The sequence below is a fragment of the Streptomyces sp. NBC_01808 genome, from assembly GCF_035917395.1.
In the GTDB taxonomy this organism is placed as follows: domain Bacteria; phylum Actinomycetota; class Actinomycetes; order Streptomycetales; family Streptomycetaceae; genus Streptomyces.
In genome coordinates this window covers 5,089,463-5,112,347 of record NZ_CP109072.1, presented here as the reverse complement: position 1 = coordinate 5,112,347, position 22,885 = coordinate 5,089,463, and the positions used below count along the sequence as shown (strand labels likewise).

General features: G+C 74.8%; 26 protein-coding genes. 7 read left to right on the top strand and 19 right to left on the bottom strand.

The features are described 5' to 3' along the window. Window positions 1–73: 73 nt before the first annotated feature. Complete coding sequence (locus OG946_RS22790) at window positions 74–676, bottom strand: sigma-70 family RNA polymerase sigma factor (RefSeq protein WP_047017609.1); 603 nt, start codon at window positions 674–676, stop codon at window positions 74–76. A 301-nt stretch (window positions 677–977) separates the two neighbouring features. Further along, window positions 978–1,589 (bottom strand): response regulator transcription factor, encoded by a 612-nt coding sequence (locus OG946_RS22785; RefSeq protein WP_026276081.1) that lies wholly within the window; start codon window positions 1,587–1,589, stop codon window positions 978–980. A 413-nt stretch (window positions 1,590–2,002) separates the two neighbouring features. Here OG946_RS22785 and OG946_RS22780 point away from each other — a divergent pair, with 413 nt between their 5' ends. Continuing rightward, a complete protein-coding gene (locus OG946_RS22780; protein ID WP_326797869.1) occupies window positions 2,003–2,404 on the top strand; it encodes a WhiB family transcriptional regulator in 402 nt (133 codons plus the stop codon). A gap of 69 nt (window positions 2,405–2,473) precedes the next feature. Here the strand turns inward: OG946_RS22780 and OG946_RS22775 are convergent, their stop codons facing one another. Further along, on the bottom strand, window positions 2,474–3,442 hold the full coding sequence (locus OG946_RS22775) for a LysR family transcriptional regulator (protein ID WP_326797868.1): 969 nt from the start codon (window positions 3,440–3,442) through the stop codon (window positions 2,474–2,476). Between the two features lie 88 nt (window positions 3,443–3,530). On the opposite strand from OG946_RS22775, the gene OG946_RS22770 reads away from it, so the two are divergent. The 3 genes from OG946_RS22770 to OG946_RS22760 all read left to right on the top strand — a co-directional run bounded on the left by OG946_RS22770 (window position 3,531) and on the right by OG946_RS22760 (window position 6,715). Further along, window positions 3,531–4,199, top strand: coding sequence for an MOSC domain-containing protein (locus OG946_RS22770; protein ID WP_326797867.1), 669 nt, complete (start codon window positions 3,531–3,533; stop codon window positions 4,197–4,199). Window positions 4,200–4,309: 110 nt separating this feature from the next. Next, complete coding sequence (locus tag OG946_RS22765; protein WP_326797866.1) at window positions 4,310–5,878, top strand: multicopper oxidase family protein; 1,569 nt, start codon at window positions 4,310–4,312, stop codon at window positions 5,876–5,878. Window positions 5,879–5,935: 57 nt separating this feature from the next. Then, entirely contained in the window at window positions 5,936–6,715 is a 780-nt protein-coding gene (locus OG946_RS22760; RefSeq protein WP_326797865.1) for an SDR family NAD(P)-dependent oxidoreductase, read from the top strand. A gap of 230 nt (window positions 6,716–6,945) precedes the next feature. Here the strand turns inward: OG946_RS22760 and groL are convergent, their stop codons facing one another. The 4 genes from groL to OG946_RS22740 all read right to left on the bottom strand — a co-directional run bounded on the left by groL (window position 6,946) and on the right by OG946_RS22740 (window position 11,106). Further along, window positions 6,946–8,571 carry a chaperonin GroEL gene (gene groL / locus OG946_RS22755; protein WP_326797864.1) on the bottom strand — a complete coding sequence of 542 codons (1,626 nt, stop codon included), beginning with the start codon at window positions 8,569–8,571 and terminating at the stop codon, window positions 6,946–6,948. A 125-nt stretch (window positions 8,572–8,696) separates the two neighbouring features. Beyond that, the gene (gene groES, locus OG946_RS22750) at window positions 8,697–9,005 is read right to left on the bottom strand and encodes a co-chaperone GroES (protein ID WP_047017603.1); all 309 of its coding nucleotides are present in this window, start codon (window positions 9,003–9,005) and stop codon (window positions 8,697–8,699) included. Window positions 9,006–9,241: 236 nt separating this feature from the next. Beyond that, window positions 9,242–10,177 (bottom strand): polysaccharide deacetylase family protein, encoded by a 936-nt coding sequence (locus tag OG946_RS22745; RefSeq protein WP_326797863.1) that lies wholly within the window; start codon window positions 10,175–10,177, stop codon window positions 9,242–9,244. Beyond that, entirely contained in the window at window positions 10,174–11,106 is a 933-nt protein-coding gene (locus tag OG946_RS22740; protein ID WP_326797862.1) for a polysaccharide deacetylase family protein, read from the bottom strand. Before OG946_RS22740 ends, OG946_RS22745 begins: the two co-directional genes overlap by 4 nt. A gap of 111 nt (window positions 11,107–11,217) precedes the next feature. Between OG946_RS22740 and OG946_RS22735 the strand changes: the two genes are divergently transcribed. Continuing rightward, complete coding sequence (locus OG946_RS22735) at window positions 11,218–12,426, top strand: class I SAM-dependent methyltransferase (RefSeq protein ID WP_326797861.1); 1,209 nt, start codon at window positions 11,218–11,220, stop codon at window positions 12,424–12,426. Here OG946_RS22735 and OG946_RS22730 read toward each other — a convergent pair. Genes OG946_RS22730 through tsaB form a run of 4 tightly spaced genes read right to left on the bottom strand, consistent with a single transcriptional unit; the run spans window position 12,389 to window position 14,961 of the window. Beyond that, entirely contained in the window at window positions 12,389–12,655 is a 267-nt protein-coding gene (locus OG946_RS22730) for a hypothetical protein (RefSeq protein WP_326800341.1), read from the bottom strand. The two genes, OG946_RS22735 and OG946_RS22730, sit on opposite strands and share 38 nt — an antisense overlap. Before the next feature lie 14 nt (window positions 12,656–12,669). After that, the gene (tsaD, locus tag OG946_RS22725; RefSeq protein WP_326797860.1) at window positions 12,670–13,779 is read right to left on the bottom strand and encodes a tRNA (adenosine(37)-N6)-threonylcarbamoyltransferase complex transferase subunit TsaD; all 1,110 of its coding nucleotides are present in this window, start codon (window positions 13,777–13,779) and stop codon (window positions 12,670–12,672) included. An 8-nt stretch (window positions 13,780–13,787) separates the two neighbouring features. After that, window positions 13,788–14,258 carry a ribosomal protein S18-alanine N-acetyltransferase gene (gene rimI / locus OG946_RS22720; protein WP_326797859.1) on the bottom strand — a complete coding sequence of 157 codons (471 nt, stop codon included), beginning with the start codon at window positions 14,256–14,258 and terminating at the stop codon, window positions 13,788–13,790. Window positions 14,259–14,289: 31 nt separating this feature from the next. After that, window positions 14,290–14,961, bottom strand: a complete 672-nt coding sequence (gene tsaB, locus OG946_RS22715; protein ID WP_326800340.1) for a tRNA (adenosine(37)-N6)-threonylcarbamoyltransferase complex dimerization subunit type 1 TsaB — start codon at window positions 14,959–14,961, stop codon at window positions 14,290–14,292. Between the two features lie 241 nt (window positions 14,962–15,202). Here tsaB and OG946_RS22710 point away from each other — a divergent pair, with 241 nt between their 5' ends. Next, on the top strand, window positions 15,203–15,721 hold the full coding sequence (locus tag OG946_RS22710) for a hypothetical protein (RefSeq protein ID WP_326800339.1): 519 nt from the start codon (window positions 15,203–15,205) through the stop codon (window positions 15,719–15,721). A gap of 43 nt (window positions 15,722–15,764) precedes the next feature. Here OG946_RS22710 and OG946_RS22705 read toward each other — a convergent pair whose 3' ends face one another. The 7 genes from OG946_RS22705 to OG946_RS22675 form a co-directional block, all read right to left on the bottom strand. Continuing rightward, window positions 15,765–16,640 carry an LLM class flavin-dependent oxidoreductase gene (locus OG946_RS22705; protein ID WP_326797858.1) on the bottom strand — a complete coding sequence of 292 codons (876 nt, stop codon included), beginning with the start codon at window positions 16,638–16,640 and terminating at the stop codon, window positions 15,765–15,767. 45 nt (window positions 16,641–16,685) lie between these two features. After that, window positions 16,686–16,868, bottom strand: a complete 183-nt coding sequence (locus OG946_RS22700) for a hypothetical protein (protein ID WP_326797857.1) — start codon at window positions 16,866–16,868, stop codon at window positions 16,686–16,688. A gap of 87 nt (window positions 16,869–16,955) precedes the next feature. After that, window positions 16,956–17,513: a tRNA (adenosine(37)-N6)-threonylcarbamoyltransferase complex ATPase subunit type 1 TsaE gene (gene tsaE / locus OG946_RS22695; protein ID WP_326797856.1), complete on the bottom strand. Its 558-nt coding sequence runs from the start codon at window positions 17,511–17,513 to the stop codon at window positions 16,956–16,958. 11 nt (window positions 17,514–17,524) lie between these two features. Next, the gene (locus OG946_RS22690) at window positions 17,525–18,853 is read right to left on the bottom strand and encodes an alpha/beta fold hydrolase (RefSeq protein WP_326797855.1); all 1,329 of its coding nucleotides are present in this window, start codon (window positions 18,851–18,853) and stop codon (window positions 17,525–17,527) included. Then, the gene (gene alr / locus OG946_RS22685; protein ID WP_326797854.1) at window positions 18,846–20,039 is read right to left on the bottom strand and encodes an alanine racemase; all 1,194 of its coding nucleotides are present in this window, start codon (window positions 20,037–20,039) and stop codon (window positions 18,846–18,848) included. The genes OG946_RS22690 and alr overlap by 8 nt, the downstream gene beginning before the upstream one ends. Before the next feature lie 43 nt (window positions 20,040–20,082). Further along, window positions 20,083–21,567: an NAD(P)H-hydrate dehydratase gene (locus tag OG946_RS22680; RefSeq protein ID WP_326797853.1), complete on the bottom strand. Its 1,485-nt coding sequence runs from the start codon at window positions 21,565–21,567 to the stop codon at window positions 20,083–20,085. Between the two features lie 51 nt (window positions 21,568–21,618). Further along, window positions 21,619–21,804 (bottom strand): hypothetical protein, encoded by a 186-nt coding sequence (locus OG946_RS22675; RefSeq protein WP_326797852.1) that lies wholly within the window; start codon window positions 21,802–21,804, stop codon window positions 21,619–21,621. 416 nt (window positions 21,805–22,220) lie between these two features. Here OG946_RS22675 and OG946_RS22670 point away from each other — a divergent pair, with 416 nt between their 5' ends. Beyond that, window positions 22,221–22,595, top strand: a complete 375-nt coding sequence (locus OG946_RS22670) for a holo-ACP synthase (protein WP_326797851.1) — start codon at window positions 22,221–22,223, stop codon at window positions 22,593–22,595. Window positions 22,596–22,613: 18 nt separating this feature from the next. Here the strand turns inward: OG946_RS22670 and OG946_RS22665 are convergent, their stop codons facing one another. Further along, entirely contained in the window at window positions 22,614–22,880 is a 267-nt protein-coding gene (locus OG946_RS22665; RefSeq protein ID WP_326797850.1) for a hypothetical protein, read from the bottom strand. Window positions 22,881–22,885 lie beyond the last annotated feature (5 nt).

The window sequence follows — 22,885 nt, the reverse complement described above, 5'->3', positions numbered from 1 at the left end:
CCGTACGCGCCCATGCCGTACGCCCTGCGCGACGGCCCGTACGCCCCCGCGCCACGGCCCGTCCGCCCCGCGCTTACTGCCGCGCCAGCGCCCGCAGCCTGCTCAGCGCCCGGTGCTGGGCCACCCGCACCGCACCCGGCGTCATCCCGAGCATCTGGCCCGTCTCCTCCGCGCTGAAGCCCGCCGCCACCCGCAGCAGCAGCAGCTCCCGCTGGTTCGCCGGCAGGCTCGCCAGGAGCTGCTTCGCCCACTCCGCGTCGCTGCTCAGCAGCGCCTGCTCCTCGGGGCCCAGCGAGTCGTCCGGCCGCTCCGGCATCTCGTCGGAGGGCACGGCGGTGGATCCCGGACCGCGCATCGCGGCGCGCTGGAGGTCCGCGACCTTGTGCGCGGCGATGGCGAAGACGAACGCCTCGAAGGGGCGGCCGGTGTCGCGGTAGCGCGGGAGCGCGCAGAGCACCGCGATGCAGACCTCCTGCGCGAGATCGTCTACGAAGTGCCGTGCGTCGCCGGGCAACCGGTGCAGCCGCGTGCGGACATAGCGGAGCGCCAGGGGGTGCACGTGGGCCAGCAGGTCGTGCGTCGCGCGCTCGTCCCCCTCGGCCGCGAGCTGCACGAGTCCCCTGATCTCGACGGGCCTTTCGGCCGTCTGGGAAACAGTGGTCTCGTTGCCGCGCATCCGTCCATGGTGCCTCGCCCCCGAACGTTCCGCGGTATCGCGGCCGTCGTTGTAGACCGAAGCGTTATGCGCAACCGCGCGGACGCTCACCACGCGCGCCCTCCCTTCGCTGCCCCCGTGCGGGATTCGGCTGTGCCCGATGCGCCTCGTTCCGGAGAACCCATGCCTCAAGCATGCGCCTTCGCGCGGGAAACCGGATCGCCCCGTGGCCCGCGGCCCCGTTCCGCGGGCCCGCCGCCGGCTACGGGGCGGGTGTGCCGGCCCGGGGCGCGGGGCCCCGGCGCGGCGGATGCGCAGCAGGTCAGCGTACGAGACCCCAGCGGAAACCGAGCGCCACCGCGTGCGCACGGTCGGAGGCGCCGAGCTTTTTGAAGAGCCTGCGCGCGTGGGTCTTCACGGTGTCCTCGGAGAGGAACAGCTCGCGGCCGATCTCGGCGTTGGACCGCCCGTGGCTCATGCCTTCGAGCACCTGGATCTCACGCGCCGTGAGCGTCGGCGCGGCCCCCATCTCGGTGGAGCGCAGCCGCCGCGGCGCGAGCCGCCACGTCGGGTCGGCGAGGGCCTGCGTGACGGTGGCCCGCAGCTCGGCGCGGGAGGCGTCCTTGTGCAGATAGCCGCGGGCGCCGGCGGCGACGGCGAGGGCCACGCCGTCGAGGTCCTCGGCCACGGTCAGCATGATGATCCGGGCCCCCGGGTCCGCCGAGAGCAGCCGGCGCACGGTCTCGACGCCGCCGAGTCCTGGCATCCGTACATCCATCAGAATCAGGTCCGAACGATCGGCACCCCAGCGGCGGAGTACTTCCTCGCCGTTAGCCGCCGTCGTCACGCGCTCGACGCCGGGCACGGTCGCAACCGCACGGCGCAGCGCCTCTCGGGCGAGTGGGGAGTCGTCGCAAACGAGGACGGAAGTCATGGCCGCCCTCCGGAGCTGATGCGCGTCACCTTGAGCCTCCAGGGCTGGTACGTATCGTCACCTTCGGCGGTCGACCGCGCATCTGGCGCGCCCGGGACGAACGCGCTCGCAGTCAACCGCTTCCGCACTCTCAACGACGGTCACCCGAAAGAGTTACGGGGGCTCCTGGCACCTGTTGCAACGGCTGTCGCCACGGGGACCGGAGCCACACACGTCGCCACTCTACGTGAGGAAGCGGTCACCGAGAAGCAGTCACCGCGCCGCGCCGCGCCATGACCCGAATGCACCTTTTCCTGACGCTCTGATCTGCTATTTTCTATTTTCCCTATGAGTACTATTTACATCCAGTAAGCCCGGAGAGGTAGTGTCACGACCGTTAAGGGTCTCCCACGGCGCTCCCAAGGTGATACAAAATGGCTGATTTCTCCCGGCTGCCGGGCCCGAACGCCGACCTGTGGGACTGGCAGCTCATCGCAGCGTGCCGCGGTGTCGACAGCTCGCTGTTCTTTCACCCGGAAGGGGAGCGGGGCGCCGCCCGGAGCGCACGGGAAGCATCCGCCAAAGAGGTGTGCATGCGCTGCCCCGTGCGCGCGAAGTGCGCGGCGCACGCGCTGGCGGTCCGTGAGCCGTACGGCGTGTGGGGCGGGCTGACGGAGGACGAGCGCGAGGAGTTGCTGGGCCGCGCCCGGCACCGGACTCCGACTCCGGGGGCCACGTCTCCGGCACCCGCGGCGGCACCCGCTCCGGAACCGGAACCGGCGCCGGCACCGACCGCGACACCGACACGGACACCGACACCGACGCCGCACAACTGAGACGGGGCGTCGCAGGGAGTCGCCGGGGCGGCGTCGTACGTATCCCGCGCGCCTTCTGCTCCGTGCGTCCTACGTGTCCTGGGCGTCCTTCGCCGCCGCCGCCAGGCGGTCGAGCATCGCCGCCACCGCCGGCACCCTGGCCAGGTCCGGCAGCGTCAGCGCGACCACCTCCCGCCGCGCCTCCGGCGTCAGCGGCACGGTGACGACCCCCCGCGGCGGCACCGCGCGCACCGCGAGCCCCGGCAGCACCGCGACCCCCAGCCCGGCGCGCACCAGGCCGACGACGGCGGGGTAGTCGTCGGTCGCGAAGTCGATACGGGGCGCGAAGCCGGCCCCTTCGCACAGCTCCACCAGATGCCTCCGGCACCGCGGGCAGCCCGCGATCACCGGCTCCGCGGCCAGCTCCGCCAGCTCCACGCGGCCCGCCGCCGCGGCTGGGTGGCCCTCCGGCGCGAGGCACAGCAGCCGGTCGGCGAGCAACGGCCGTACGACGAGGCCGTCCCAGCCGTCGCCGGGGTCGCCGGCGGCACCGGCGCCCGCTTCGGCGGCATCGGCACCACGCTCCGGCACGGTCTCGCCCGCGGGCGGGTAGTGGAACGCCAGCGCGATCTCGCACTCCCCCTCCCGCAGCATCTCCACGGACCGCGGCGGCTCCGCGTCCACCAGCGAGATCCGCGTACCCGGGTGCGCCGCCCGCATCGCCGCCAGCGCGCCCGGCACGATCGTGGAGCTGCCGCTCGGGAACGACACCAGCCGCACCCGTCCCGCGCGCAGCCCCGCGAGCGCCGCGACCTCGTCCTCCGCCGCGGCCAGCCCGGCGAGGATGCCGCCCGCGTGCCGTGTGAGCGCCTCCCCTGCCTCCGTCAGCCGCAGCTCGCGGCCGGCGCGGACGAGCAGCGGCGTGGCCGCCGTCTGCTCCAGCGCCTTCATCTGCTGGCTGACGGCGGGCTGGGTCAGGCCGAGTTCGCGGGCGGCGGCGGAGAACGAGCCGGTCGCGGCGACGGCCCGGAGAACGCGCAGGTGGCGGGCGTCGAACATGCCCCCAGCCTAGGCGAGTCGGGCGCTCGGCCCTGCCCGATCGAAAAGCTCGTTGAGCGTTGCCGGAAGGGGCGGTTACGGTCGGGGGATGCAGGTGCTCTCCGTGAACCTCGCCCGGCCGCAGACCGCGCCCGGCATCACCGACGCCCCCGGCTTCGTCACCGGCATCGACAAGCGCCCGGCCGAGGGCCCGGTGCGCGTCGAGGAGCCGGGACCCAGGGGCGTCGGCGGCAGCGCGCTTTCCGGCGACGTCATCGGCGACCTGCGCCACCACGGGGGCACGTACCAGGCGGTGTACGCGTTCGCCCGCGAAGACCTCGACATCTGGGGCGCGGAGCTGGGCCGCGAGCTGCCGAACGGCGTCTTCGGCGAGAACCTCACCACCTCCGGCCTCGACGTCTGCGGCGCGCGCATCGGCGAGCGCTGGCGGATCGGCCCCGACCTGCTGCTGGAGGTCACCAGCTCACGCATCCCCTGCCGCACGTTCGCCGGCTGGCTGGGCGAGAAGGGCTGGGTCAAGCGCTTCACGCAGGCGGCCCGCCCGGGCGCGTACCTGCGGGTGATCGAGCCGGGCGAGATCCGGGCCGGGGACGGGATCCGCATCGAGCACCGCCCGGACCACGAGGTGACGGCCGCCTTCTGGTTCCGCGCGAGCACCCTGGAGCGGGAGTTGCTGCCCCGGCTCCTCGCCGCCGGGGACGCGCTGCACCCGGAGTCCCTGGAGAAGGCCCGTAAGGCGGCGGCCCGCGCGTCCTGACGGCCACGGTTCTCCGGGCCGACCCGGAGAGCGGGCTCAGGGTTCCCTCCGGGACGTACCCGTGGGATACCCGATGCCCGCCTGCCCCATGTGTCAGAAAACTCTGACACATGACAAAGACGAGTGGACCGAGACCGCGGCTCAAGCGCGTGCTCCTCGCCCTGACCGCGGTGGCGGTCGCGATCGTGACGGTGGTCGTCGGCGCCGGAGCATGGTTCTACGCCACCGCGGACGTCTCCACGGTCGGCAAGGTCGACTTCGCCGACGAGCTGCGGATACCGCCGCTGGAGGAAGGCGAGGTGGAGGCGGACGGCACCCGGGTCTTCCGGCTGGGGACGCGCGCGGGCGAGACGGAGTTCAGGCCCGGCAGGACCACGCCGACCTGGGGGTTCACCAGCCCCGCGACGGCCGCCGACGGGCGGTGGCCCGGGACGTACCTCGGGCCGACGCTGCGCGCCGAGCGCGGCGAGAAGGTCCGCGTCGAGGTCCGCAACGGGCTCGACGAGCCGTCCACCGTCCACTGGCACGGCATGCACCTGCCCGCCGCCATGGACGGCGGCCCGCACCAGATGGTCGAGGCCGGCGGCGAGTGGCGGCCCCACTGGACCGTCGACCAGCCCGCGGCCACCCTCTGGTACCACCCGCACCCGCACGGCCAGACCGAGCGGCACGTACAGCGCGGGCTCGCCGGGATGTTCCTCGTCGACGACGCGAAGGCGGGCAAGCTCGGCCTCCCCGACGAGTACGGCGTGAACGACGTGCCCGTCGTCGTCCAGGACGTGCGCTTCGACGGCGACCGGTTCGACCACGGCCACCGGATGATGCGCAACACCGGCTTCCTGGGGGACGAGACGATGGTCAACGGCACCCTTGCCCCGTACCAGGAGGTACGCGACGAGGTCGTCCGGCTGCGGCTGCTCAACGCCTCCACCGCGCGCGTCTACGACTTCGGCTTCGCCGACGACCGCGCCTTCGACCTCGTCGGCACCGACGGCGGCCTGCTCGGCGCCCCGTACCGCACCGACCGCGTGCTGCTCTCCCCGGGCGAACGCGCCGAGATCCTGGTGCGGATGCGGCCGGGCGAACGGACCGTCCTGCGCAGCAGCCCGCCGGGCGGCGGCGACTTCTGGCAGTCGCGCTTCGCGGGGGGCGACGACTCCTTCGACGTGCTGGAGCTGCGCGCCGCCGGCACCCTTCGCCCGGCGCCCGCCGTGCCGGCGCGGTTCGGCGACGTCGAGCTGCCCGACCCGGCCGACGCCTCCCGCGAACGCCACTTCGACCTGCGCACGAGCGGCATCAACGGACAGCCGATGGCGATGGACCGCATCGACGCGACCGTCGAGCGCGGCGCGACCGAGATCTGGACGGTGCGCAACCGGGACGGCATCACGCACAACTTCCACGTCCACGACGTGCAGTTCCGGGTGCTGGAGGTGGACGGCGAACCACCGCCGCCGGAGCTGCGCGGGCGGAAGGACACGGTGTACGTGCCGAACGGGCGGGAGGTGAAGCTCGTGCTGCGCTTCGACGGGCCGGCCGACCCGGACGTGCCGTACATGTACCACTGCCATCTGCTGTCGCACGAGGACGGCGGAATGATGGGCCAGTTCGCGGTCGTGAACCCGGGTGAGCAGGCCGGGCGGCCGCCGGGCGGCGGGCTGGAACACCGGAGGCACTGACCGGGTGCACCCGCCGGGTGCTGACCCGGTGCCGGCCTCGCCCGCTAGCGTGCGGACATGACGACTGCGCTGATTACGGGATCGACGGCCGGCCTGGGCGCCGCGTTCGCGCGCCGGCTGGCGGCCTCCGGGTACGACCTGGTGCTCGTCGCCAGGACGGCGGAGCGGCTGCACGAACAGGCCGCCGAACTGCACGAGCGGTACGGCGTGGAGACGTCGGTGCTGCCCGCGGACCTGGCGACGGAGGAGGGCATCGCGGCGGTGGAGAAGCGCCTCGGCGAGACCGGCGCCGGGCAGCCGGTGGACCTGCTGGTCAACAACGCGGGGTTCGGGCTGAAGGGGCGCTTCCTCCAGGTCACGCTCGCCGACGAGCTGACGATGCTGAAGGTGCACTGCGAGGCGGTGCTGCGGCTGACGACGGCCGCGGCGGCGGCGATGCGGGAACGGTCGCGGGGTGCGGTGGTGAACGTCGCGTCGGTGGCGGCGTTCGTGCCGCGGGGGACGTACGGGGCGAGCAAGTCGTGGGTCGTGCAGTTCACGCAGGGCGTGGCGCGGGATCTGGCGGGCAGCGGGGTGCGGCTGATGGTGCTGTGCCCGGGGTTCGTCAGGACGGAGTTCCACGAGCGGGCGGGGATGGGGACGGACAACATCCCGGGGTGGATGTGGCTGGACGCGGACAGAGTGGCGGCGGAGGGGCTACGGGACCTGAGGCGGGGGCGCACGGTGTCGATCCCGGATCCGCGGTACAAGGCGCTGATGGGGGCGGCGAAGCTGGTGCCGCGGGGGTTGCTGGGGCGGGTGTCGACGGGGGCGGGCCGCAAGTACGGGCCGCAGTAGGGGGTGGCGGCGCCCGGCCGGCCCGGCACCGTGGGGGGAGGGTTGTTCCCCGACCCCGCCCCTTCCCGAAACTCGGGGCTCCGCCCCCGAGACCCCCGGCCCTTCGTGGCTCCGCGGCACCGGGGCCACCGGGCCTCCGGCCCGAGCGGGCGGGGGCGTACGCCGCAGGGCCCCGCCTCCCGGGGAGGCGGGGCCCTGCGGTGTGCGTTGCTCGTGGTCCTGACCGGAGGTCAGTGGGAGTGGCCGTGACCGTGGCTGTGGCCCTGGTCCTCCTCGGGCTCCGGCTTCTCCACGACCGCGCTCTCCGTGGTCAGCAGGAGCGAGGCGATCGACGCCGCGTTCTCCAGCGCCGAGCGGGTCACCTTCACCGGGTCGATGACGCCGGCCTTCACCAGGTCGCCGTACTCGCCGGTGGCGGCGTTGAAGCCCTGGCCCGCGGTCAGCTCCGAGACCTTGGAGGTGATGACGTAGCCCTCCAGGCCCGCGTTCTCCGCGATCCAGCGCAGCGGCTCGACCGACGCGCGGCGGACGACCGCCACGCCGGTGGCCTCGTCGCCGGTGAGGCCGAGGCCGTCCTCCAGCACCTTCGCCGCGTGCACGAGCGCCGAGCCGCCGCCGGAGACGATGCCCTCCTCGACCGCCGCGCGGGTGGCGGAGATGGCGTCCTCCAGACGGTGCTTCTTCTCCTTCAGCTCGACCTCGGTGGCCGCGCCGACACGGATGACGCACACGCCGCCGGCCAGCTTGGCCAGCCGCTCCTGCAGCTTCTCGCGGTCCCAGTCGGAGTCCGTGGCGTCGATCTCGGCCTTGATCTGCGCGACCCGGCCTGCGACCTCGTCGGACTTGCCGGCGCCGTCGACGATCGTGGTGTCGTCCTTGGTGATGACCACGCGGCGGGCGGTGCCCAGCACCTCGAGGCCCACCTGGTCGAGCTTGAGGCCGACCTCCTCGGAGACCACGGTGCCGCCGGTGAGGGTGGCCATGTCGCCGAGCATCGCCTTGCGGCGGTCGCCGAAGCCGGGGGCCTTGACCGCCACGGAGTTGAAGGTGCCGCGGATCTTGTTGACGACGAGGGTGGACAGCGCCTCGCCCTCCACGTCCTCGGCGACGATCAGCAGCGGCTTCGCGGAGCCGGCCTGCATGACCTTCTCCAGCAGCGGCAGCAGGTCCTGGATGGAGGAGATCTTGCCCTGGGTGATCAGGATGTACGGGTCCTCCAGCACCGCCTCCATGCGGTCCTGGTCGGTCACCATGTAGTGCGACAGGTAGCCCTTGTCGAAGGCCATGCCCTCGGTGAAGTCCAGCTCCAGGCCGAAGGTGTTGGACTCCTCGACGGTGATGACCCCGTCCTTGCCCACCTTGTCCATGGCCTCGCCGATGAGCTGGCCCACCTGCTCGTCCTGCGCGGACAGCGCGGCGACAGCGGCGATGTCGGACTTGGAGTCGATCGGGCTGGCGGCCTTCAGCAACTCGTCGGAGATCGCCGCGACGGCCGCGTCGATGCCGCGCTTGAGCGCGGAGGGGGAGGCGCCGGCGGCCACGTTGCGCAGGCCCTCGCGGACCAGCGCCTGGGCCAGCACGGTGGCGGTGGTGGTGCCGTCGCCCGCGATGTCGTTGGTCTTGGTCGCCACCTCCTTCACGAGCTGCACGCCCAGGTTCTCGTACGGGTCCTCGACCTCGATCTCCCGGGCGATGGTCACGCCGTCGTTGGTGATGGTCGGGGCGCCGAACTTCTTGTCGATGACGACGTTGCGGCCCTTGGGGCCGATCGTCACCTTCACGGTGTCGGCAAGCTTGTCCACGCCGCGCTCAAGAGCGCGGCGGGCGTCCTCGTCGAACTTCAGAGTCTTCGCCATGGAACGTGGGTCCTCTCAAAGGGCGCCGTAGGGAGCGCCGACGCCCCGGCCCGTTTCGATATGTCCTGCTCGGCGAACGGATCCGGGGCGCGGCCTGGTGTGGGAAGAAGCGGGAAGCGCCCCGATTACTTCTCGATGATCGCGAGCACGTCGCGGGCAGAGAGGACGAGGTAGTCCTCGTTGTTGTACTTCACCTCGGTGCCGCCGTACTTGCTGTAGAGAACGACGTCGCCGACGGAGACGTCGAGCGGCAGCCGGTTGCCGTCCTCGAAGCGGCCCGGACCGACGGCAAGGACGACGCCCTCCTGGGGCTTCTCCTTGGCGGTGTCCGGGATGACCAGGCCCGAGGCCGTGGTCTCCTCGGCGTCGAGCGGCTGGACCACGATGCGGTCCTCAAGCGGCTTGATGGCAACCTTGGTGCTGGCGGTCGTCACGATCCGACCTCCCCCTTCGGAGATCTCGCGGGGTTGAATGTCTGGGGTGGCGACCCTGGAGGACCCGTCGTCGCGGGTGCCGGATCCGCCTCGTCGCTGTGTTGGCACTCTCCCTGGGGGAGTGCCAGAGCCGAGGTTATGCCGCCCTTTAGCACTCGGTCAAGCCGAGTGCCAGATTGCCACCCGCGTCGCCCGCCGCCGACCGTACTGTCGTACGGGCCGCGCCCCCGGCCGCGTCACATGTAGTCCTCAAGACGGGCCACCGTGAAGCCCTGCCGCTGGACTTCCCGTACGAACTCCGCCATCACGTCCGTCATCGTCCGCCCGCCCTGCTGCCCAGGACCCCGGAAGTGCGCCAGCACGATGTCGCCTGGGCGCAGCCGGTCGCCGCTGCGGTACTCCAGGCCGCTCGCCTTCATGTCGGCCCGCCACAGCGGCATCGCGCGGACCCCGCAGGAGGCGGCGGCCCGCAGCGTCGCCGCGTCGTACTTGCCGTAGGGCGCCCGGAAGAGCGTCGGGCGGACGCCGAAGGCATCGGCGACGCGCTCCTGCTGGCGGCAGATCTGGCGGCGCTGCCCGGCGTACGGGAGGGAGGTGAGGTCGGGGTGGGTGAGGGTGTGGCCGTGTACGGAGTTGCCGAGGCGCCGCAGCTCCTCGAAGTAGCCGTAGTCCCCGCCGGCCGCCGAGTCGGAGAGGAACATGCTGAACGGCAGCCGCAGGTCGGCCGCCATCCGGATCAGCTCGGGGTCCTTGTCCCAGCCGTCGTCGATCGTGAGGAAGACGACCTTGTCCCGCGTCGGCACCCGGCCCGCGACCGCCGGCAGCCCGGAGTCCCCCGGCTGCACCGGGCGGCTCGCGGGGGGCGTGGGCGGTGCGGCGAGGGGGCGGTCGAGGCCCCAGCGGCGGTACGCCCCGGGGCCGGTGGCGCGGGCGACGTCCTTGCGGGCCTTGCCGTCACCGCCGGGCAGCGCCCGCGGCGTACGCCCCGCGTGCCTCGCGCCCGGCTTGCCGTCCGCCCGCCCGTCCCCGGGCGCCGCGGGCTCCTCCGCGCTCTGCGGGAACCACTCCTCGGTCGGCCTGGCCGCGTCCGCGCAGGCGGTGAGCGCCAGCAGGCAGACGGCGGCTATCGCGGCGGCTGACGACCGCCGCCCGGAGCGGCGGGTGCGCCTCATACGTAGTCCTCCAAGCGAGCAACGGCGAAGCCCTCGTCGTTCGCCTTACGGAGCACCGTACGGAGCATATCGGTCATCGTGCCGCCGAATTCGGAAGGTCCTTCGAAGTGGGTGAGCACGATATCGCCGGGGTGGAACGCGGTGTCCCCGCGGGAGTACGTCCAGCGTCCGGGGAACGCCTCCTGCTGCCACAGCGGTACGAGATCGATGCCGCAGTCCTTCGCGGCGCGCAGGGTGTCGGCGTTGTAATTGCCGTACGGCGGGCGGAAGATCCGCGGCTTGGTGCCCATCTCGCGCTCCAGGACGCGCTGCTGGCCGCAGATCTCCTCGCGCTGGGCCGCGTAGGACAGTTCGCGGAGGTTGGGGTGGTGGAGGGTGTGGTTGCTGACGGTGGTGCCGAGGTCGCGGAGGTCGCGGAAGTAGCCGTAGTCGTCGCGCGCGACCTCGTCGGTGAGGAAGGCGCTGACGGGCACGTCGAGTTCGCGGAGCATGCGCAGCAGCTCGGGGTCCTTGCGGTAGCCGTCGTCGATGGTCAGGAAGATCACGCGGTCGTCGGTCGGTACCCGGGTGATGACGGGCGGCAGGCCGGGGCCGCCGCCGTTCGCCTCGAAGCCGGGTTCGGTGGCGAGCGCGGGTTTGGTACGCGGCGGGGCGGGCGGCAGCAGCGGGGTGGCGTCCATGCCCCAGGTGCGGGCGGCGGCGAGCCGCTGCGCGTGGACGCGCTGCTGGTGCTGCGCGGTGCGGGCGAGCGCGCGGGCGGGGGCCGCGGCGAGGCCGCCGGCGACAGCGGGCTTGGCATCCCCGTCGGGGTGGGTGAGGGGGCGGGGGTGGTCGGACTCGGCGGAGCCGGAGGAGCAGGCGGAGGCGAGGAGTGCGGTGGTGACGGCCAGGGCGAGGAGGCCGGCGCGGGGTCGGGCAGGTGGGAGCATTTTATCCTTTTGTCGTATTAGTTCCGGAGCCCGCATCCTGCCAGTAAGGAACGGGGTGTCATGGCGCCACGCCGTACGGCGCCCGTACGGCGGACAGCGGACAATGGGCCCATGCACGGCCCCGACGCCCCCGACGACCCCCTCGCCGCCCTCCTCACCCCCGAGGGGCAGGCGCTCCTCGCCGAGCTGCGGGAGCACGACCCCGCCGACGAACTGGCCCTCGCCACCCGGCTGCGCCGCACCCACCCCGCGGAGCTGGTCTCCGCCGCGCTCGGGCAGGCCCGGCTGCGGCAGCGGGCGGCGGCGAAGTTCGGGGCGGACGCGGCGCGGATGTACTTCACCCCCGACGGCGTCGAGCAGGCCACCCGGACGGCGGTGGCGGCGCACCGCGCGGCCCGGTTCGCGGCGCTCGGCGTCGACCGGGTCGCCGACCTGTGCTGCGGCGTCGGCGGCGACGCGGTGGCGCTGGCGCGGGCCGGGATCGCGGTGCTCGCCGTCGACCGGGACCCGGCGGCGGCCGCCGCCGCGCGGGCCAACGCGGCGGCGCTGGGGGTCACGGAGCTGGTCGAGGTGCGGTGCGCGGAGGTGGGGGACGTGGACATCTCCGGGTACGACGCCGTGTTCGTCGATCCGGCTCGTCGCGTCGGCGGCGGCGCCAGGGGGCGTACCCGCGTCTTCGACCCCGAGGCGTACTCCCCGCCGCTGTCCTGGGCCGTCGAGGTCGCCGGCCGGGTCTCGCACGCCGCGCTGAAGGTCGCCCCCGGCATCCCGCACGAGGCGGTGCCGGACGCCGCCGAGGCGGAGTGGGTCTCCGACGCCGGCGACGTGAAGGAGGCCGTGCTCTGGTTCGGCACCGACCCCGGCGGCCGCCGCGCGACCCTGCTGCCCGCCGGCGCCACCCTCGTGGGACGCGGCCTGCCCGACCCGGCGCCGGGACCCGTGGGGCGCTATCTGTACGAGCCGGACGGCGCCGTCATCCGCGCGCACCTCGTCGCCGAGGTGGCAGCGCAGGTCGGCGGGCGGCTGCTGGATCCCACCATCGCGTACGTCACGGCCGACGACCGGGTGCAGAGCCCGTACGCCACCGCGTACGAGATCACCGACACGCTCCCGTTCAACGTCAAGAAGCTCCGCGCCCTGCTGCGCGAACGCGGCGTCGGCAGCGTCACCGTCAAGAAGCGCGGCTCCGCCGTCGAGCCCGAGGAGCTGCGGCGCAAGCTGAAGCTCACCGGCCCGGCCGCGGTGTCCTGCACCGTTTTCCTTACCCGCGTCGCCGGCGCCCCTACGGTGCTTCTGGGCCGTCCGGCCCCAGCGACGTGAACCGCCAGCGGTGCACGGGCCGGGCCAGCAGGCCGGCGTCCGGGTCCCGGAGTTCCGGCATGTCGGCCTCGCGGTTGCCGCAGCCCGCGTCCCACCAGGTGATGACCAGCACCCGGTCCCCCGGCGCGCGGAACGTCTCGCGCCGCAGCGGCCGGGTGGGCAGCCGCTGCGCCCGCGCCCACGCCAGCAGCTCGTCGCCGCGTCCGGCCGCGGCCTTGGCCTCCCACATCAGCGCGATGACGGTCACGAGTACAGGTTGTCCTTCGCCAGTTCGTGCACGTGGTCGTGGCCGTGCCCGGGTGCGTGCTCGTGCCCCGGTACGTGCGTCTGGGTGACCGGCAGCGACGAGTCCGCCGACAGCTCCCAGTCCGACGCCGCCCGCCCGCGCGCCACCATCTCCGCGCCCAGCGCCGCGACCATCGCCCCGTTGTCCGTGCACAGCTTGGGCCGGGGTACCCGCAGCACGATCCCCGCGTCCTCGCAGCGCCGCTCGGCCATCGCCCGCAGCCGCGAGTTCGCCGCGACGCCGCCGCCGATCATCAGGTGCCCGACGCCGTTGTCCCGGCAGGCCCGTACCGCCTTGCGCGTCAGCACGTCCGCCACCGACTCCTGGAACGACGCCGCCACATCCGCCACCGGCACGTCCTCCCCCGCCGCGCGCCTGGCCTCCACCCAGCGGGCGACGGAGGTCTTCAGACCGGAGAAGGAGAAGTCGTACACCGGGTCGCGCGGGCCCGTCAGGCCGCGCGGGAAGCGGATCGCGGCCGCGTCACCCTCGCGCGCGGCCTTGTCGATGAACGGGCCGCCGGGGAAGCCGAGTCCGAGGACGCGGGCGACCTTGTCGAACGCCTCGCCCGCCGCGTCGTCGATGGTCGCGCCGAGGGGGCGGACGTCGGCGGTGATGTCGGCGGACATCAGCAGCGAGGAGTGCCCGCCGGAGACCAGCAGGGCCATCGTCGGCTCGGGCAGCGCGCCGTGTTCGAGCTGGTCGACGGCGATGTGCGAGGCGAGGTGGTTGACGCCGTAGAGCGGCTTGCCCAGCGCGTACGCGTACGCCTTGGCCGCCGACACCCCGACCAGCAGCGCCCCGGAGAGACCCGGGCCCGCCGTCACCGCGACCGCGTCCAGGTCGCGGGCCGCCACCCCGGCGTCGCGCAGCGCCCGCTCGATCGTCGGGACCATCGCCTCCAGGTGCGCCCGGCTCGCCACCTCGGGCACCACGCCGCCGAAGCGGGCGTGCGCGTCGACGCTGGAGGCGATGGCGTCGGCGAGCAGCGTGTGCCCGCGGACGATCCCGACACCGGTCTCGTCGCAGGACGTCTCGATGCCGAGCACCAGGGGTTCGTCTGCCATGGGGGGCGTCACTCTTTCTCGGTACGGCGCATGACGAGCGCGTCGACGTTTCCGGGCTGGTAGTAGCCGCGCCTGACGCCGATCACGGCGAAGCCGTGGCGCTCGTAGAGGCGCTGCGCGCGCTCGTTGTCGACGCGCACCTCCAGCAGCACCTCGCGGCAGCCGAAGCGGCGGGCGGCGGCGAGCAGCGCCTCCAGCAGGCGCGGGCCGAGGCCGGTGCCCCAGTGGCCGCGGGCGGCGGCGATGGTCTGGATGTCGCCGGTGCCGTCGAGCGCGGCGAGGCCGCCGTAGCCGACGACGCGGCCGGCCTCGTCCTCGGCGACGAGGTACGCGCGGGTGGCGCCGGGGCCGCGGGCGTGCGCCAGCTCGGACCAGAACATGGCGGGGGACCAGGCGTCCTCGGGGAAGGTGTCCCGTTCGAGGGCGAGCACGGGGTCGATGTCCCACCACCGCATCTCGCGCAAGGCGACGGCGGTCATGGGCTGCTCTCGTACGGGGCCTGGCACGCGGTCATCGCGGGGTGACCGCCTTGTACGCGGCGGGGACCTGCGCGTCGGGGCGGCGCAGGTACAGCGGGCGGGGCGGCAGCAGTTCGGCGCCCGCCGCGAGCCGCTCGGCGGCCAGCGCGGCGAGGGCGGCGGCATGCGGGTGCGCAGGGGGCCGGGCGTCGGGGAACGCCTCGGGGTACAGCTCGGCGCCCGCCCCGGCGGCGGGCAGGCCCGCGACCTGCTCGGCGAGGGCGGCGGGCCGGTCGACGGCGGGGTCCGTGACGCGGGTGCGGGCGTCGGCGTAGCGCGCCCAGTACACCTCTTTGCGCCGGGCGTCGGTGGCCACGACGAACGGGCCGTCGATGCCGCCGGCGACGCCGTCGTCGCGGCCGGCGGCGTAGGCGATGCCGTCCAGCGTGCAGACCCCGTACACGGGGATGCCGAGCGTCATGCCGAGGACCTCGGCGGTCACCAGCCCCACCCGCAGCCCGGTGTAAGGACCGGGGCCGACGCCGACGACGACGCCGGTCAGCTCCCCGGGCCCGCGGCCCGCCTCGGCGAGCACCCGGTCGACGGCGGGCAGCAGCAGCTCGCCGTGGCGCCGGGCGTCGACCTGGTGCGACGCGGCGAGCGCGGGCGACCCGGGGTCGCCGTCGTGGAGGGCGACGGTGACGGCGGGGGAGGCGGTATCCATGGCGAGCAGCACGCCCTTCAGGGTAGTCGCGCGGAAGGGGTGCCCGGAGCGCGTCCGCCGGGCCGGTGACTCCGGCTGCGGCCGCCCCGAGGAGCGCGGCGGCGGGTGCTACCGTCGGGCGGAGCAGGCGGGGGCGGACTGGCGCGTGAGAAGAGGGCGGGCCAGGGGCAGACTGCGGCAGAGCGGCCCTGCGGCCGCCGTACCGGAAGGGGCGTACCGCGTGGCAGGCAGCGGGAAATTCGTGGCCGGGCTGACGGCCGCCGCCCTGGGCGTGGTCGCCTTCCTCGCCTACCAGGCCAACGCCAACGCCCCCGACTCCCTGGCCCGCAGCCGCCCGGGCGTCGCCAGCCCCGAGCCGTCGAAGGCCAAGGAGAAGAAGCTCGAACTGCCCGCGCGCTCGGGCTCCGGGCTGCGGGTGGTGTACGCGCTGAAGGACAAGCGCGTGTGGCTCGTCGGCGAGGACAACTCGGTGCTGCGGACGTACAAGGTGACCCCGAGCACCGTCGACCCGCCGCCCGGCATGTACACCGTGACCTCGCGGTCGCGGCAGATCACGGGCTCGGACGGGGTGCTGGTGGAGCACGTGGTGCGGTTCGCGGAGGCGGAGGGCACGGTCATAGGCTTCAGCGCCGCCATAGACGGCTCCCGGCCGGACCCGGACGCGACGGAGAAGACGGGCGGCGTGCGCTCGTCGCGGGTGGACGGCAAGGCGCTGTGGCGCTTCGCGACCGTGGGCGTCCCGGTCGCGGTGGTGAAGTAGCGGGGACCCGCCGCCGGGCCCCCGCCCCTTCGTCCGTACGTCCCTACAGCCCGGCGGCCTCCGCGATCAGCGAGACCTGTGCCAGGTCCGGGTTGCAGGGGAACAGCACCAGCTCGCCGCAGCCCGCGTCCGCGAACGCCGCCTTCGCGGCGGCGACCGCCGCCGGCGAGGTCAGCGCCCCCTCGGCGACCTTCTCGGCGAACTCCCCCAGGAACCCGTAGTAGTCCAGCAGGTAGCGGCGGGCGTGCTCCTCGGCGTCCGGGCCGAGGCTCGCGTACGCCAGCGCCGCCACCCGCGGCTCGCCCTCCCGGCCCGCCTCGCGCCAGGCCGCCCTGGCCTTCTCGGCGCCTTGGGCCAGTTGCTCGGGGCTGCCGCCGCCGAGGATCCACCCGGCGCCGTACTCCGCGAGCCGCCGGAAGGCGGCGGGCGAGTTGCCGCCGAAGAGGATCGGCGGCCCGCCCGCCTGCACCGGCGCCGGGCCGACGGGGTGGGCGCGGCCGCGGGCGTCCTGCTGCCACACGGCGCGCATCTCGGCGAGCTGGTCGTCGAAGATCCGGCCGCGCTGGGTGAACGGCACGCCCGCCGCCTCGTAGTCGTCCTCCCGCCCGCCGACGGCGGCGCCGACGGTGAGCCGGCCGCCGGAGAGCACGTCGACGGAGGCGAGCTGCTTGGCGAGCAGGGCGCCGTTGCCGCGGAACGGGGCGATGAGGATGGTCGTCGTCAGGCCGATCCGCTCGGTGACGGCCGCGGCGGCGGCGAGGGTGGGGATCGTTTCGAGGTTGCCGTAGACGACGCGGTCGATGGTGCCCAGAGTCGAGAACCCCGCCCGCTCGGCCGCGGCGGCCCACTGGGGGATCAGCTTGCCGGGGATGCCGGAGATGGTGGAGATGGTGGAGGGAAGTCCGATGCCGATGTCCATGCAGCGCAGCCTAGATGTCCCGCAGTGGGGCAGGGCGCGCTCGGGCTACGCGGCGTGCTGCTCCGGCGCAGCAGGGCTCTCCGGGGCCCGCGGCCCGTCCGTCCCCGCCCTCTCGGCCGCCTCGGGTTCCGGCGCGGGCGGCGTCGAGATCGCCTCTGCCGCCGCGCAGGCGGCGAGCAGCTCGGCGACTCCCACGGCGGGGCGCTGCTCGTCTTGCTCAGGTGCCATACGCCCATGGGACCACGCCCGCCGACCTGGGGCAACGATTTACCGACAGCACGTCGGCATATTTGTCGGAACGTCCAGCACTGCTGTTCAGGTGCGGGCGAGCGCGGCCAGCGCGCCGTGCGCCCAGCGCTCGCCGACGCCGGTGACGGTCACGTGCCGTACGTCCGCCTCGCCGGCCCCTTCCGCGTCCGCCTCCCCGGCGTCCGCTGCCTGCTCGGGCGCACCGCCCCTGCTGCGCTCGATCACGACGTGCAGCCGGTCCTCGGCCAGCTCCTCGACCTTGCCCTCGCCCCACTCCACGACCACGACCGACTCCGGCAGCGACACGTCGAGGTCCAGGTCCTCCATCTCCTCCAGACCGCCGCCCAGCCGGTAGGCGTCGACGTGGACCAGCGGCGGCCCGCCCGAGACCGACGGGTGCACGCGCGCGATGACGAACGTCGGCGACGTCACCGCCCCCCGCACCCCGAGCCCCTCCCCCAGCCCCCGCGCGAGCGTCGTCTTGCCCGCGCCCAGCGCCCCGGTGAGCAGCACGAGGTCCCCGGCGCGCAGCACGGCGGCCAGCCGGCGGCCCAGTTCCTGCATCTGCTCGGGCGACTCGACGGTCAACTGGACGGCGGTGGTGGTGGTCGCGGCGGCGCTCATGGCACTGGATGTTAGAGGGTCCGGCGCGACGTGCCGCGCGGCCGCCGTACGGGTCCCGCTCCCGGCCTCGCCCCCGGCTGCGCCCCGGGCCCGGGGCGCAGCCGCACGCCCGCGCGGGCGAGCAGCGCGGCCAGCGCCTCGTTCACCCGCTCCGGGCGCTCCAGCAGGGCCAGGTGCCCGGCGTCCTCGATGACCTCGAACGCGGCGTCGGGCATCCGCGCGGCGATGCGCTCGCTGTGCTCCGGGGGCGTGACCATGTCGCGGTCGCCGACGAGGACGAGCCCGGGGAGGTCGCGGAAGGGCGCCAGCGCCTCGCCCTTCTCGTGCGCGGCGAACGCCGGGTAGAACTCGGCGACCACGTCTATCGGCGTGCTCTCCAGCAGCCGCTCGGCGAAGCGCGCGACGCCCGGGTCGACGCCCTCGGTGCCGAACGAGTAGTGCTTGATGATCCCGGCGAAGAGGTCGGCCGTCGCCTGCCGGCCGCGCTCGGCCAGCTCGGCGCGGCTGCCGAGGGCCCTCAGGACGCCGGGCACGAAGTGCCGTACGGCCCAGGCGCCGGCCGCGGGCAGGCCGAACGTCACCCGGCCGAGGTCGCCGGAGGAGGTGCCGAGGAACGCGGCGCCGGCCACCCGCTCCCGTACCGCGTCGGGGAACTGGTCGGCGAAGGCCATGATCGTCATGCCGCCCATCGAGTGCCCGACGAGCAGCAGCGGGCCCTCGCGGGCGGCGGCGTCGACGACGGCCTTGAGGTCGCGGCCGAGCTGCTCGATGGTGACCGGCTCGTCGGCGGCGAGCTGGGAGATGCCGCGGGCGGAGCGGCCGTGGCTGCGCTGGTCCCAGTAGACGGTGCGGACGCGGCCGCGGAGGGCGGCGCGCTGGAAGTGCCAGGAGTCCTGGGTGAGGCAGTAGCCGTGGCTGAAGACGACGGTGAGGGGCGCGGGGTCGCGGCGTCCCGCGAAGCGGCGGCGCCGGCGGCGGGGGGTGGTGGTGGTCTGCGGTTCTGGGAGTGTGCCGTCGGGGAGTGCGGCCGGGAAGTCGTCGGCCTCCTCTACCTCGTAGTACAGCTCGGTGCCGTCGTCCGCGACGGCCGTGCCGGGGGTGCCGCGGAGGGTGCCGTAAGGACCGGCCGCGTCGAGCGCCTGCCGGGCCCGGCGGCGTACGTCGCGGCCCATCGCCAGGCGCTCCACCGCCACACCCGCGGCCGCGCCGGCGGCGAGCACGCCGATGGCGACGCCGGCGATACCGGCGCGTCGGCCGGCCCTCGCCCAGCCGCCGGGGCCGAGGCCGAGGCCGGGGGCGGGGCCGAGGCCGGGGGCGGGGGTGGCGAGCGGGTCAGCCATGGCGGGGCCCGGGGCGGTCCGTGTCGGTGTCCATGGGGGTGGCATCCCCCGCCCCGCCCACGTACACGCGCGGTACGCGGGGTCCGATGCGGGTGACGATCTCGTACCCGATCGTGCCCGCCGCCCGCGCCCAGTCCTCCGCCGTCGGCTCGCCGTGGTCCCCGGCGCCGAAGAGCACCGCCTCGTCGCCCGCCGCCGCGGCGTCACCGCCCAGGTCCACGACGAACTGGTCCATCGCGACCCGCCCCGCGACCGTCCGCCACTTCCCTGCGACCAGCACGGGGCCCGTACCGGACGCGTGCCGCGGCACCCCGTCCGCGTAGCCGAGGGGCACGAGCGCGAGGGTGGTCCTGCCCGGGGTGACGTAGTGGTGCCCGTACGAGATGCCCAGGCCGGCCGGCGCCTCCTTGACCTGCGCCAGCGACGCCTTGACCGCCATCACGGGGCGCAGCCCGAAGTCCGCCGGACTGCCCACCTCGGGGCTCGGCGACAGCCCGTACGACGCGATCCCGGGCCGGACGAGGTCGAAGTGGGCCTCGGGGAGGGTGAGCATGGCGGGCGAGTTCGCCATGTGCCGCACCTCGGGGCGCAGTCCCGCGCGGTCGGCGACGGCGAGGGCGTCGTGGAAGGCGTCGAGCTGGCTGCGGACGGAGGGGTGTCCCGGCTCGTCGGCGCAGGCGAAGTGCGACCAGACGCCGGTGACCTCGATGGCGCCCTCGGCCTCGGCGGCGCGGGCGGCGGCGACGAGCTCCGGCCAGTCGGCGGCGAGGCAGCCGTTGCGGCCGAGGCCGGTGTCGGCCTTGAGCTGCACGCGCGCGGTGCGCCCGGCGGCGCGGGCGGCGGGCAGCAGTTCGCGCAGCGCCCACAGGCCGCTGACGGTGATGTCGAGGTCCGCCTCGACGGCCTCCCGCCACGGCCCGCCGGGCGTCCACAGCCAGCACAGGATCCGGCCCCGGTCGCCGGCGGCGCGCAGGCCGAGCGCCTCCTGCGGGGTGGCGGTCCCCACCCACTCGGCGCCCGCGGCGCGCGCGGCGCGGGCGCAGGGCAGCATCCCGTGGCCGTACGCGTCGGCCTTGACGACGGCCATGAGCTGCGCGCGCGGGGCGATGCCGCGGAGGGCGCGGATGTTCGCGCCGTACGCGGTGAGGTCGATCTCCGCGCGGGCGCGGAGGGGGGAGTCGGTCATCGGTAGCCAGTCTCGCATTCCGACTGATCAGGCTTCGCGTTCGTCACGGACGGTCACGGACGTCGCGGACGTCACGCCAGACGGCGGGGAGGGCGCCGGGGAGTTCGTGGGCGGTGATCGGGGCGCCGGCGGCGAGGGTGCGGGCGGCGAGGCCGTGGAGGTACGCGCCGGCGGAGCCGGCGTCGCGGGCGGCGAGGCCGGCGGCGAGGAGGGAGCCGGTGAGACCGGAGAGGACGTCGCCGCTGCCCGCGGTGGCGAGCCAGGAGGTGCCGGTGGGGTTCTGGCGCACGGGGTGCTCGCCGCCGGGGTCGGCGATCAGGGTGGTGGAGCCCTTGAGCAGGGTGGTCGCGCCGTACGCGTCGGCCAGCGACCGTACGGCGGCGAGCCTGCGGGACTCGACCTCGGCCCGGTCGACGCCGAGGAGCGCGGCGGCCTCGCCCGCGTGCGGGGTGAGCAGCGTCGGTGCGGACCGGCGCCGTACCCGTGCCCGGTCCAGCAGCCGGAGGCCGTCGGCGTCGACCAGCACCGGGACGTCGGTGGCGAGCACCTGCTCCAGCGCCTCCTCCGCACCCGGCCCGTCCCCCAGCCCGGGCCCGACGACCCACGCCTGGACCCGGCCCGCCTTCCCCGGCGGCCCGGGGTGGACCAGCGTCTCCGGATACCGCTCGATGACCGCCCGCGCCGCGGGCCCCACGTACCGCACGGCCCCCGCCCCGCCGCGCAGCGCCCCGCCGACGGCGAGCACGGCGGCGCCGGGGTAGCGCTCGGAGCCGGCGACGACGCCGACGACGCCGCGCCGGTACTTGTCGCTCTCGGCGGCCGGCTCCGGCAGCAGCGCGGCGACATCGGCGTGCTGCAGGGCCTCCAGGTCGGGCACCGCGGGCAGGTACGGGCCGAGCCCGATGTCCACGAGCCGCAGCGCGCCGGCCCGCTCGGCGGCGGGATCGACGAGCAGCCCGGGCTTGTACGTACCGAAGGTCACGGTGGCGTCGGCGGTCACGGCCTCGCCCCGTACCTCCCCGGAGTCGGCCTCCACGCCGCTGGGCAGGTCGACGGCGAGCACGGGGGCGCCGGTGTCGCGGACGACGCGCATGAGCGCGGCGGCGGCGGGGCGGAGGCCGCCGGAACCGCCGATGCCGACGATGCCGTCGACGACGAGGTCGACGCGGTCGAACACGCGGCACAGGGGCGAACCGAGGTCGCCACCCTCCTCCGCGGGCACGACGCACCCCCCGACGGCCCACAGGGCGGCGAGCCCGCCCTCGTGCGTACGCTCCGGGCGGAGCAGCACGGCCGTCACCCGCGCCCCGCGCCGCGCGAGCCGCGCCCCGGCGTACAACGCGTCCCCGCCGTTGTCCCCGCTCCCTACGAGCAGCACCACCCGCCGCCCGTACACCCGCCCCAGCAACCCGGCCGCGGCGGCGGCGAGCCCCGCGGCGGCGCGCTGCATAAGCGCCCCCTCGGGCAACCCGGCCATAAGCGCCGCCTCGGCCCGCCGCACCGTCTCCACCCCGTACGCACTCCTCATCCCCCCATCCTCCCCCGCCCCGCAAAGCCCCGCAGCCGGTCCCCACCGCCCTCACCGCCGGGCGACCGCCAGCAGGTGGGACGCGGCGGCCAGCAGGTCCGGATGGCCGTCGGCCAGCCGAGCCGCCCGCAGGGCTGCCTCGAACGCCGGGTGATTCTCGGCCAACGGCCGCCCCGCGTCCTGCTCGACGGCCTTGAGCTGCGCCCAGCCGGGGCCTTCGACCCCGTAAAGGGTCACCTCGCCCAACCCCGCGTCGCGCAGTTCACCCTCCAGTTCCGCCGCCGTGTGGAAGTACGCGGCGGTGAAGCCCTTGCGCCCGGGATCGTGGCGGCCGGTGGTCAGGATGTCGCGTACGGCGTCGTGGACACGGTCCTTGGCGAGCAGTGTGGGTCGCCGTGTGCTCGAAGACGGAGGCGTACCGGCCGATCGCCGCCGCCGCGACGAGACCCCCCGGCCGGGTGACCCGCCGCGCCTCGGCGAGGGCCCGCTCGCGGTCGTCGCGCTCCAGCAGGTGGTACAGCGGGCCAGGACGAGGGTCCCCGCCCACGTCGATCACGTCGGCCGGCGCGGTTCGCCGACGCGTGGGGCGTCACGCTACGGGTCGGGGCATCGGCAAACCCGGCGCTGGTGCGGTACCCGTTACTCTGCCGCGCATGAGTGGAATCGTCGGGGTCGGGATCGATGTCGCCGAGGTGGGGCGGTTCGGGGCGGCGTTGGAGCGGACGCCGGAGTTGGCGGATCGGCTGTTTCTCCCTGCCGAGCAGGTGCTGCCCGACGGGGGGCGACGGGGGGTCGCCTCGCTGGCGGTGCGGTTTGCGGCCAAGGAGGCGCTGGCCAAGGCGCTGGGGGGACCCCCCGGGCTGCACTGGCACGACGCCGAGGTGTGCGTGTACGACAACGGGCGGCCCCACCTCCGCGTCCGCGGCACCGTCGCCGCGCGCGCCGCCGAGCTGGGGGTGCGTACCTGGCACGTGTCGCTGAGCCACGACGCCGGCGTCGCCTCCGCCGTCGTCATCGCCGAGGGGTGATCGAGGGGTGACCGCGGGCTATCTGCCCCACGCCATCCGTTCCACCGCCTCCTGCACCAGGTCCAGGTACTCCACCTCCTCGCAGCGCGGCTTGCTGCCCATGCGGTACAGGTCGAGCGACTCGACCAGGTCCTCCCCCAGGTCCTCGTCCGGCAGCTCCGCCGCCAGGTCGCCCCTGACCCGGCCCGCGAACGCCTCGCGCGCGCCCCGGGCCCGCCGCCGCCGGGCGCCCGCCGCCGCGAACTGCCTGCGTCTCTCGTGCCAAACCGTCCGCATCGCTGACATCTCGC

Excerpts from the sequence above, each read along its gene's own strand:
- rimI (WP_326797859.1), bottom strand. The coding sequence starts at position 14,258 with ATGACCGCCGTCGCCTTGCGCGAGATGCGGTGGTGGGACATCGACCCC.
- tsaE (WP_326797856.1), bottom strand. The coding sequence starts at position 17,513 with ATGAGCGCCGCCGCGACCACCACCACCGCCGTCCAGTTGACCGTCGAG.
- OG946_RS22705 (WP_326797858.1), bottom strand. The coding sequence starts at position 16,640 with ATGGACATCGGCATCGGACTTCCCTCCACCATCTCCACCATCTCCGGC.
- OG946_RS22780 (WP_326797869.1), top strand. The coding sequence starts at position 2,003 with ATGGCTGATTTCTCCCGGCTGCCGGGCCCGAACGCCGACCTGTGGGAC.
- OG946_RS22765 (WP_326797866.1), top strand. The coding sequence starts at position 4,310 with ATGACAAAGACGAGTGGACCGAGACCGCGGCTCAAGCGCGTGCTCCTC.
- tsaB (WP_326800340.1), bottom strand. The coding sequence starts at position 14,961 with ATGGATACCGCCTCCCCCGCCGTCACCGTCGCCCTCCACGACGGCGAC.
- tsaD (WP_326797860.1), bottom strand. The coding sequence starts at position 13,779 with ATGGCAGACGAACCCCTGGTGCTCGGCATCGAGACGTCCTGCGACGAG.
- OG946_RS22700 (WP_326797857.1), bottom strand. The coding sequence starts at position 16,868 with ATGGCACCTGAGCAAGACGAGCAGCGCCCCGCCGTGGGAGTCGCCGAG.
- OG946_RS22690 (WP_326797855.1), bottom strand. The coding sequence starts at position 18,853 with ATGGCTGACCCGCTCGCCACCCCCGCCCCCGGCCTCGGCCCCGCCCCC.
- OG946_RS22770 (WP_326797867.1), top strand. The coding sequence starts at position 3,531 with ATGCAGGTGCTCTCCGTGAACCTCGCCCGGCCGCAGACCGCGCCCGGC.
- OG946_RS22760 (WP_326797865.1), top strand. The coding sequence starts at position 5,936 with ATGACGACTGCGCTGATTACGGGATCGACGGCCGGCCTGGGCGCCGCG.
- OG946_RS22785 (WP_026276081.1), bottom strand. The coding sequence starts at position 1,589 with ATGACTTCCGTCCTCGTTTGCGACGACTCCCCACTCGCCCGAGAGGCG.
- OG946_RS22740 (WP_326797862.1), bottom strand. The coding sequence starts at position 11,106 with ATGCTCCCACCTGCCCGACCCCGCGCCGGCCTCCTCGCCCTGGCCGTC.
- OG946_RS22735 (WP_326797861.1), top strand. The coding sequence starts at position 11,218 with ATGCACGGCCCCGACGCCCCCGACGACCCCCTCGCCGCCCTCCTCACC.
- alr (WP_326797854.1), bottom strand. The coding sequence starts at position 20,039 with ATGACCGACTCCCCCCTCCGCGCCCGCGCGGAGATCGACCTCACCGCG.
- OG946_RS22670 (WP_326797851.1), top strand. The coding sequence starts at position 22,221 with ATGAGTGGAATCGTCGGGGTCGGGATCGATGTCGCCGAGGTGGGGCGG.
- OG946_RS22730 (WP_326800341.1), bottom strand. The coding sequence starts at position 12,655 with ATGTGGGAGGCCAAGGCCGCGGCCGGACGCGGCGACGAGCTGCTGGCG.
- OG946_RS22665 (WP_326797850.1), bottom strand. The coding sequence starts at position 22,880 with ATGTCAGCGATGCGGACGGTTTGGCACGAGAGACGCAGGCAGTTCGCG.
- OG946_RS22790 (WP_047017609.1), bottom strand. The coding sequence starts at position 676 with ATGCGCGGCAACGAGACCACTGTTTCCCAGACGGCCGAAAGGCCCGTC.
- OG946_RS22680 (WP_326797853.1), bottom strand. The coding sequence starts at position 21,567 with ATGAGGAGTGCGTACGGGGTGGAGACGGTGCGGCGGGCCGAGGCGGCG.
- groL (WP_326797864.1), bottom strand. The coding sequence starts at position 8,571 with ATGGCGAAGACTCTGAAGTTCGACGAGGACGCCCGCCGCGCTCTTGAG.
- OG946_RS22745 (WP_326797863.1), bottom strand. The coding sequence starts at position 10,177 with ATGAGGCGCACCCGCCGCTCCGGGCGGCGGTCGTCAGCCGCCGCGATA.
- OG946_RS22775 (WP_326797868.1), bottom strand. The coding sequence starts at position 3,442 with ATGTTCGACGCCCGCCACCTGCGCGTTCTCCGGGCCGTCGCCGCGACC.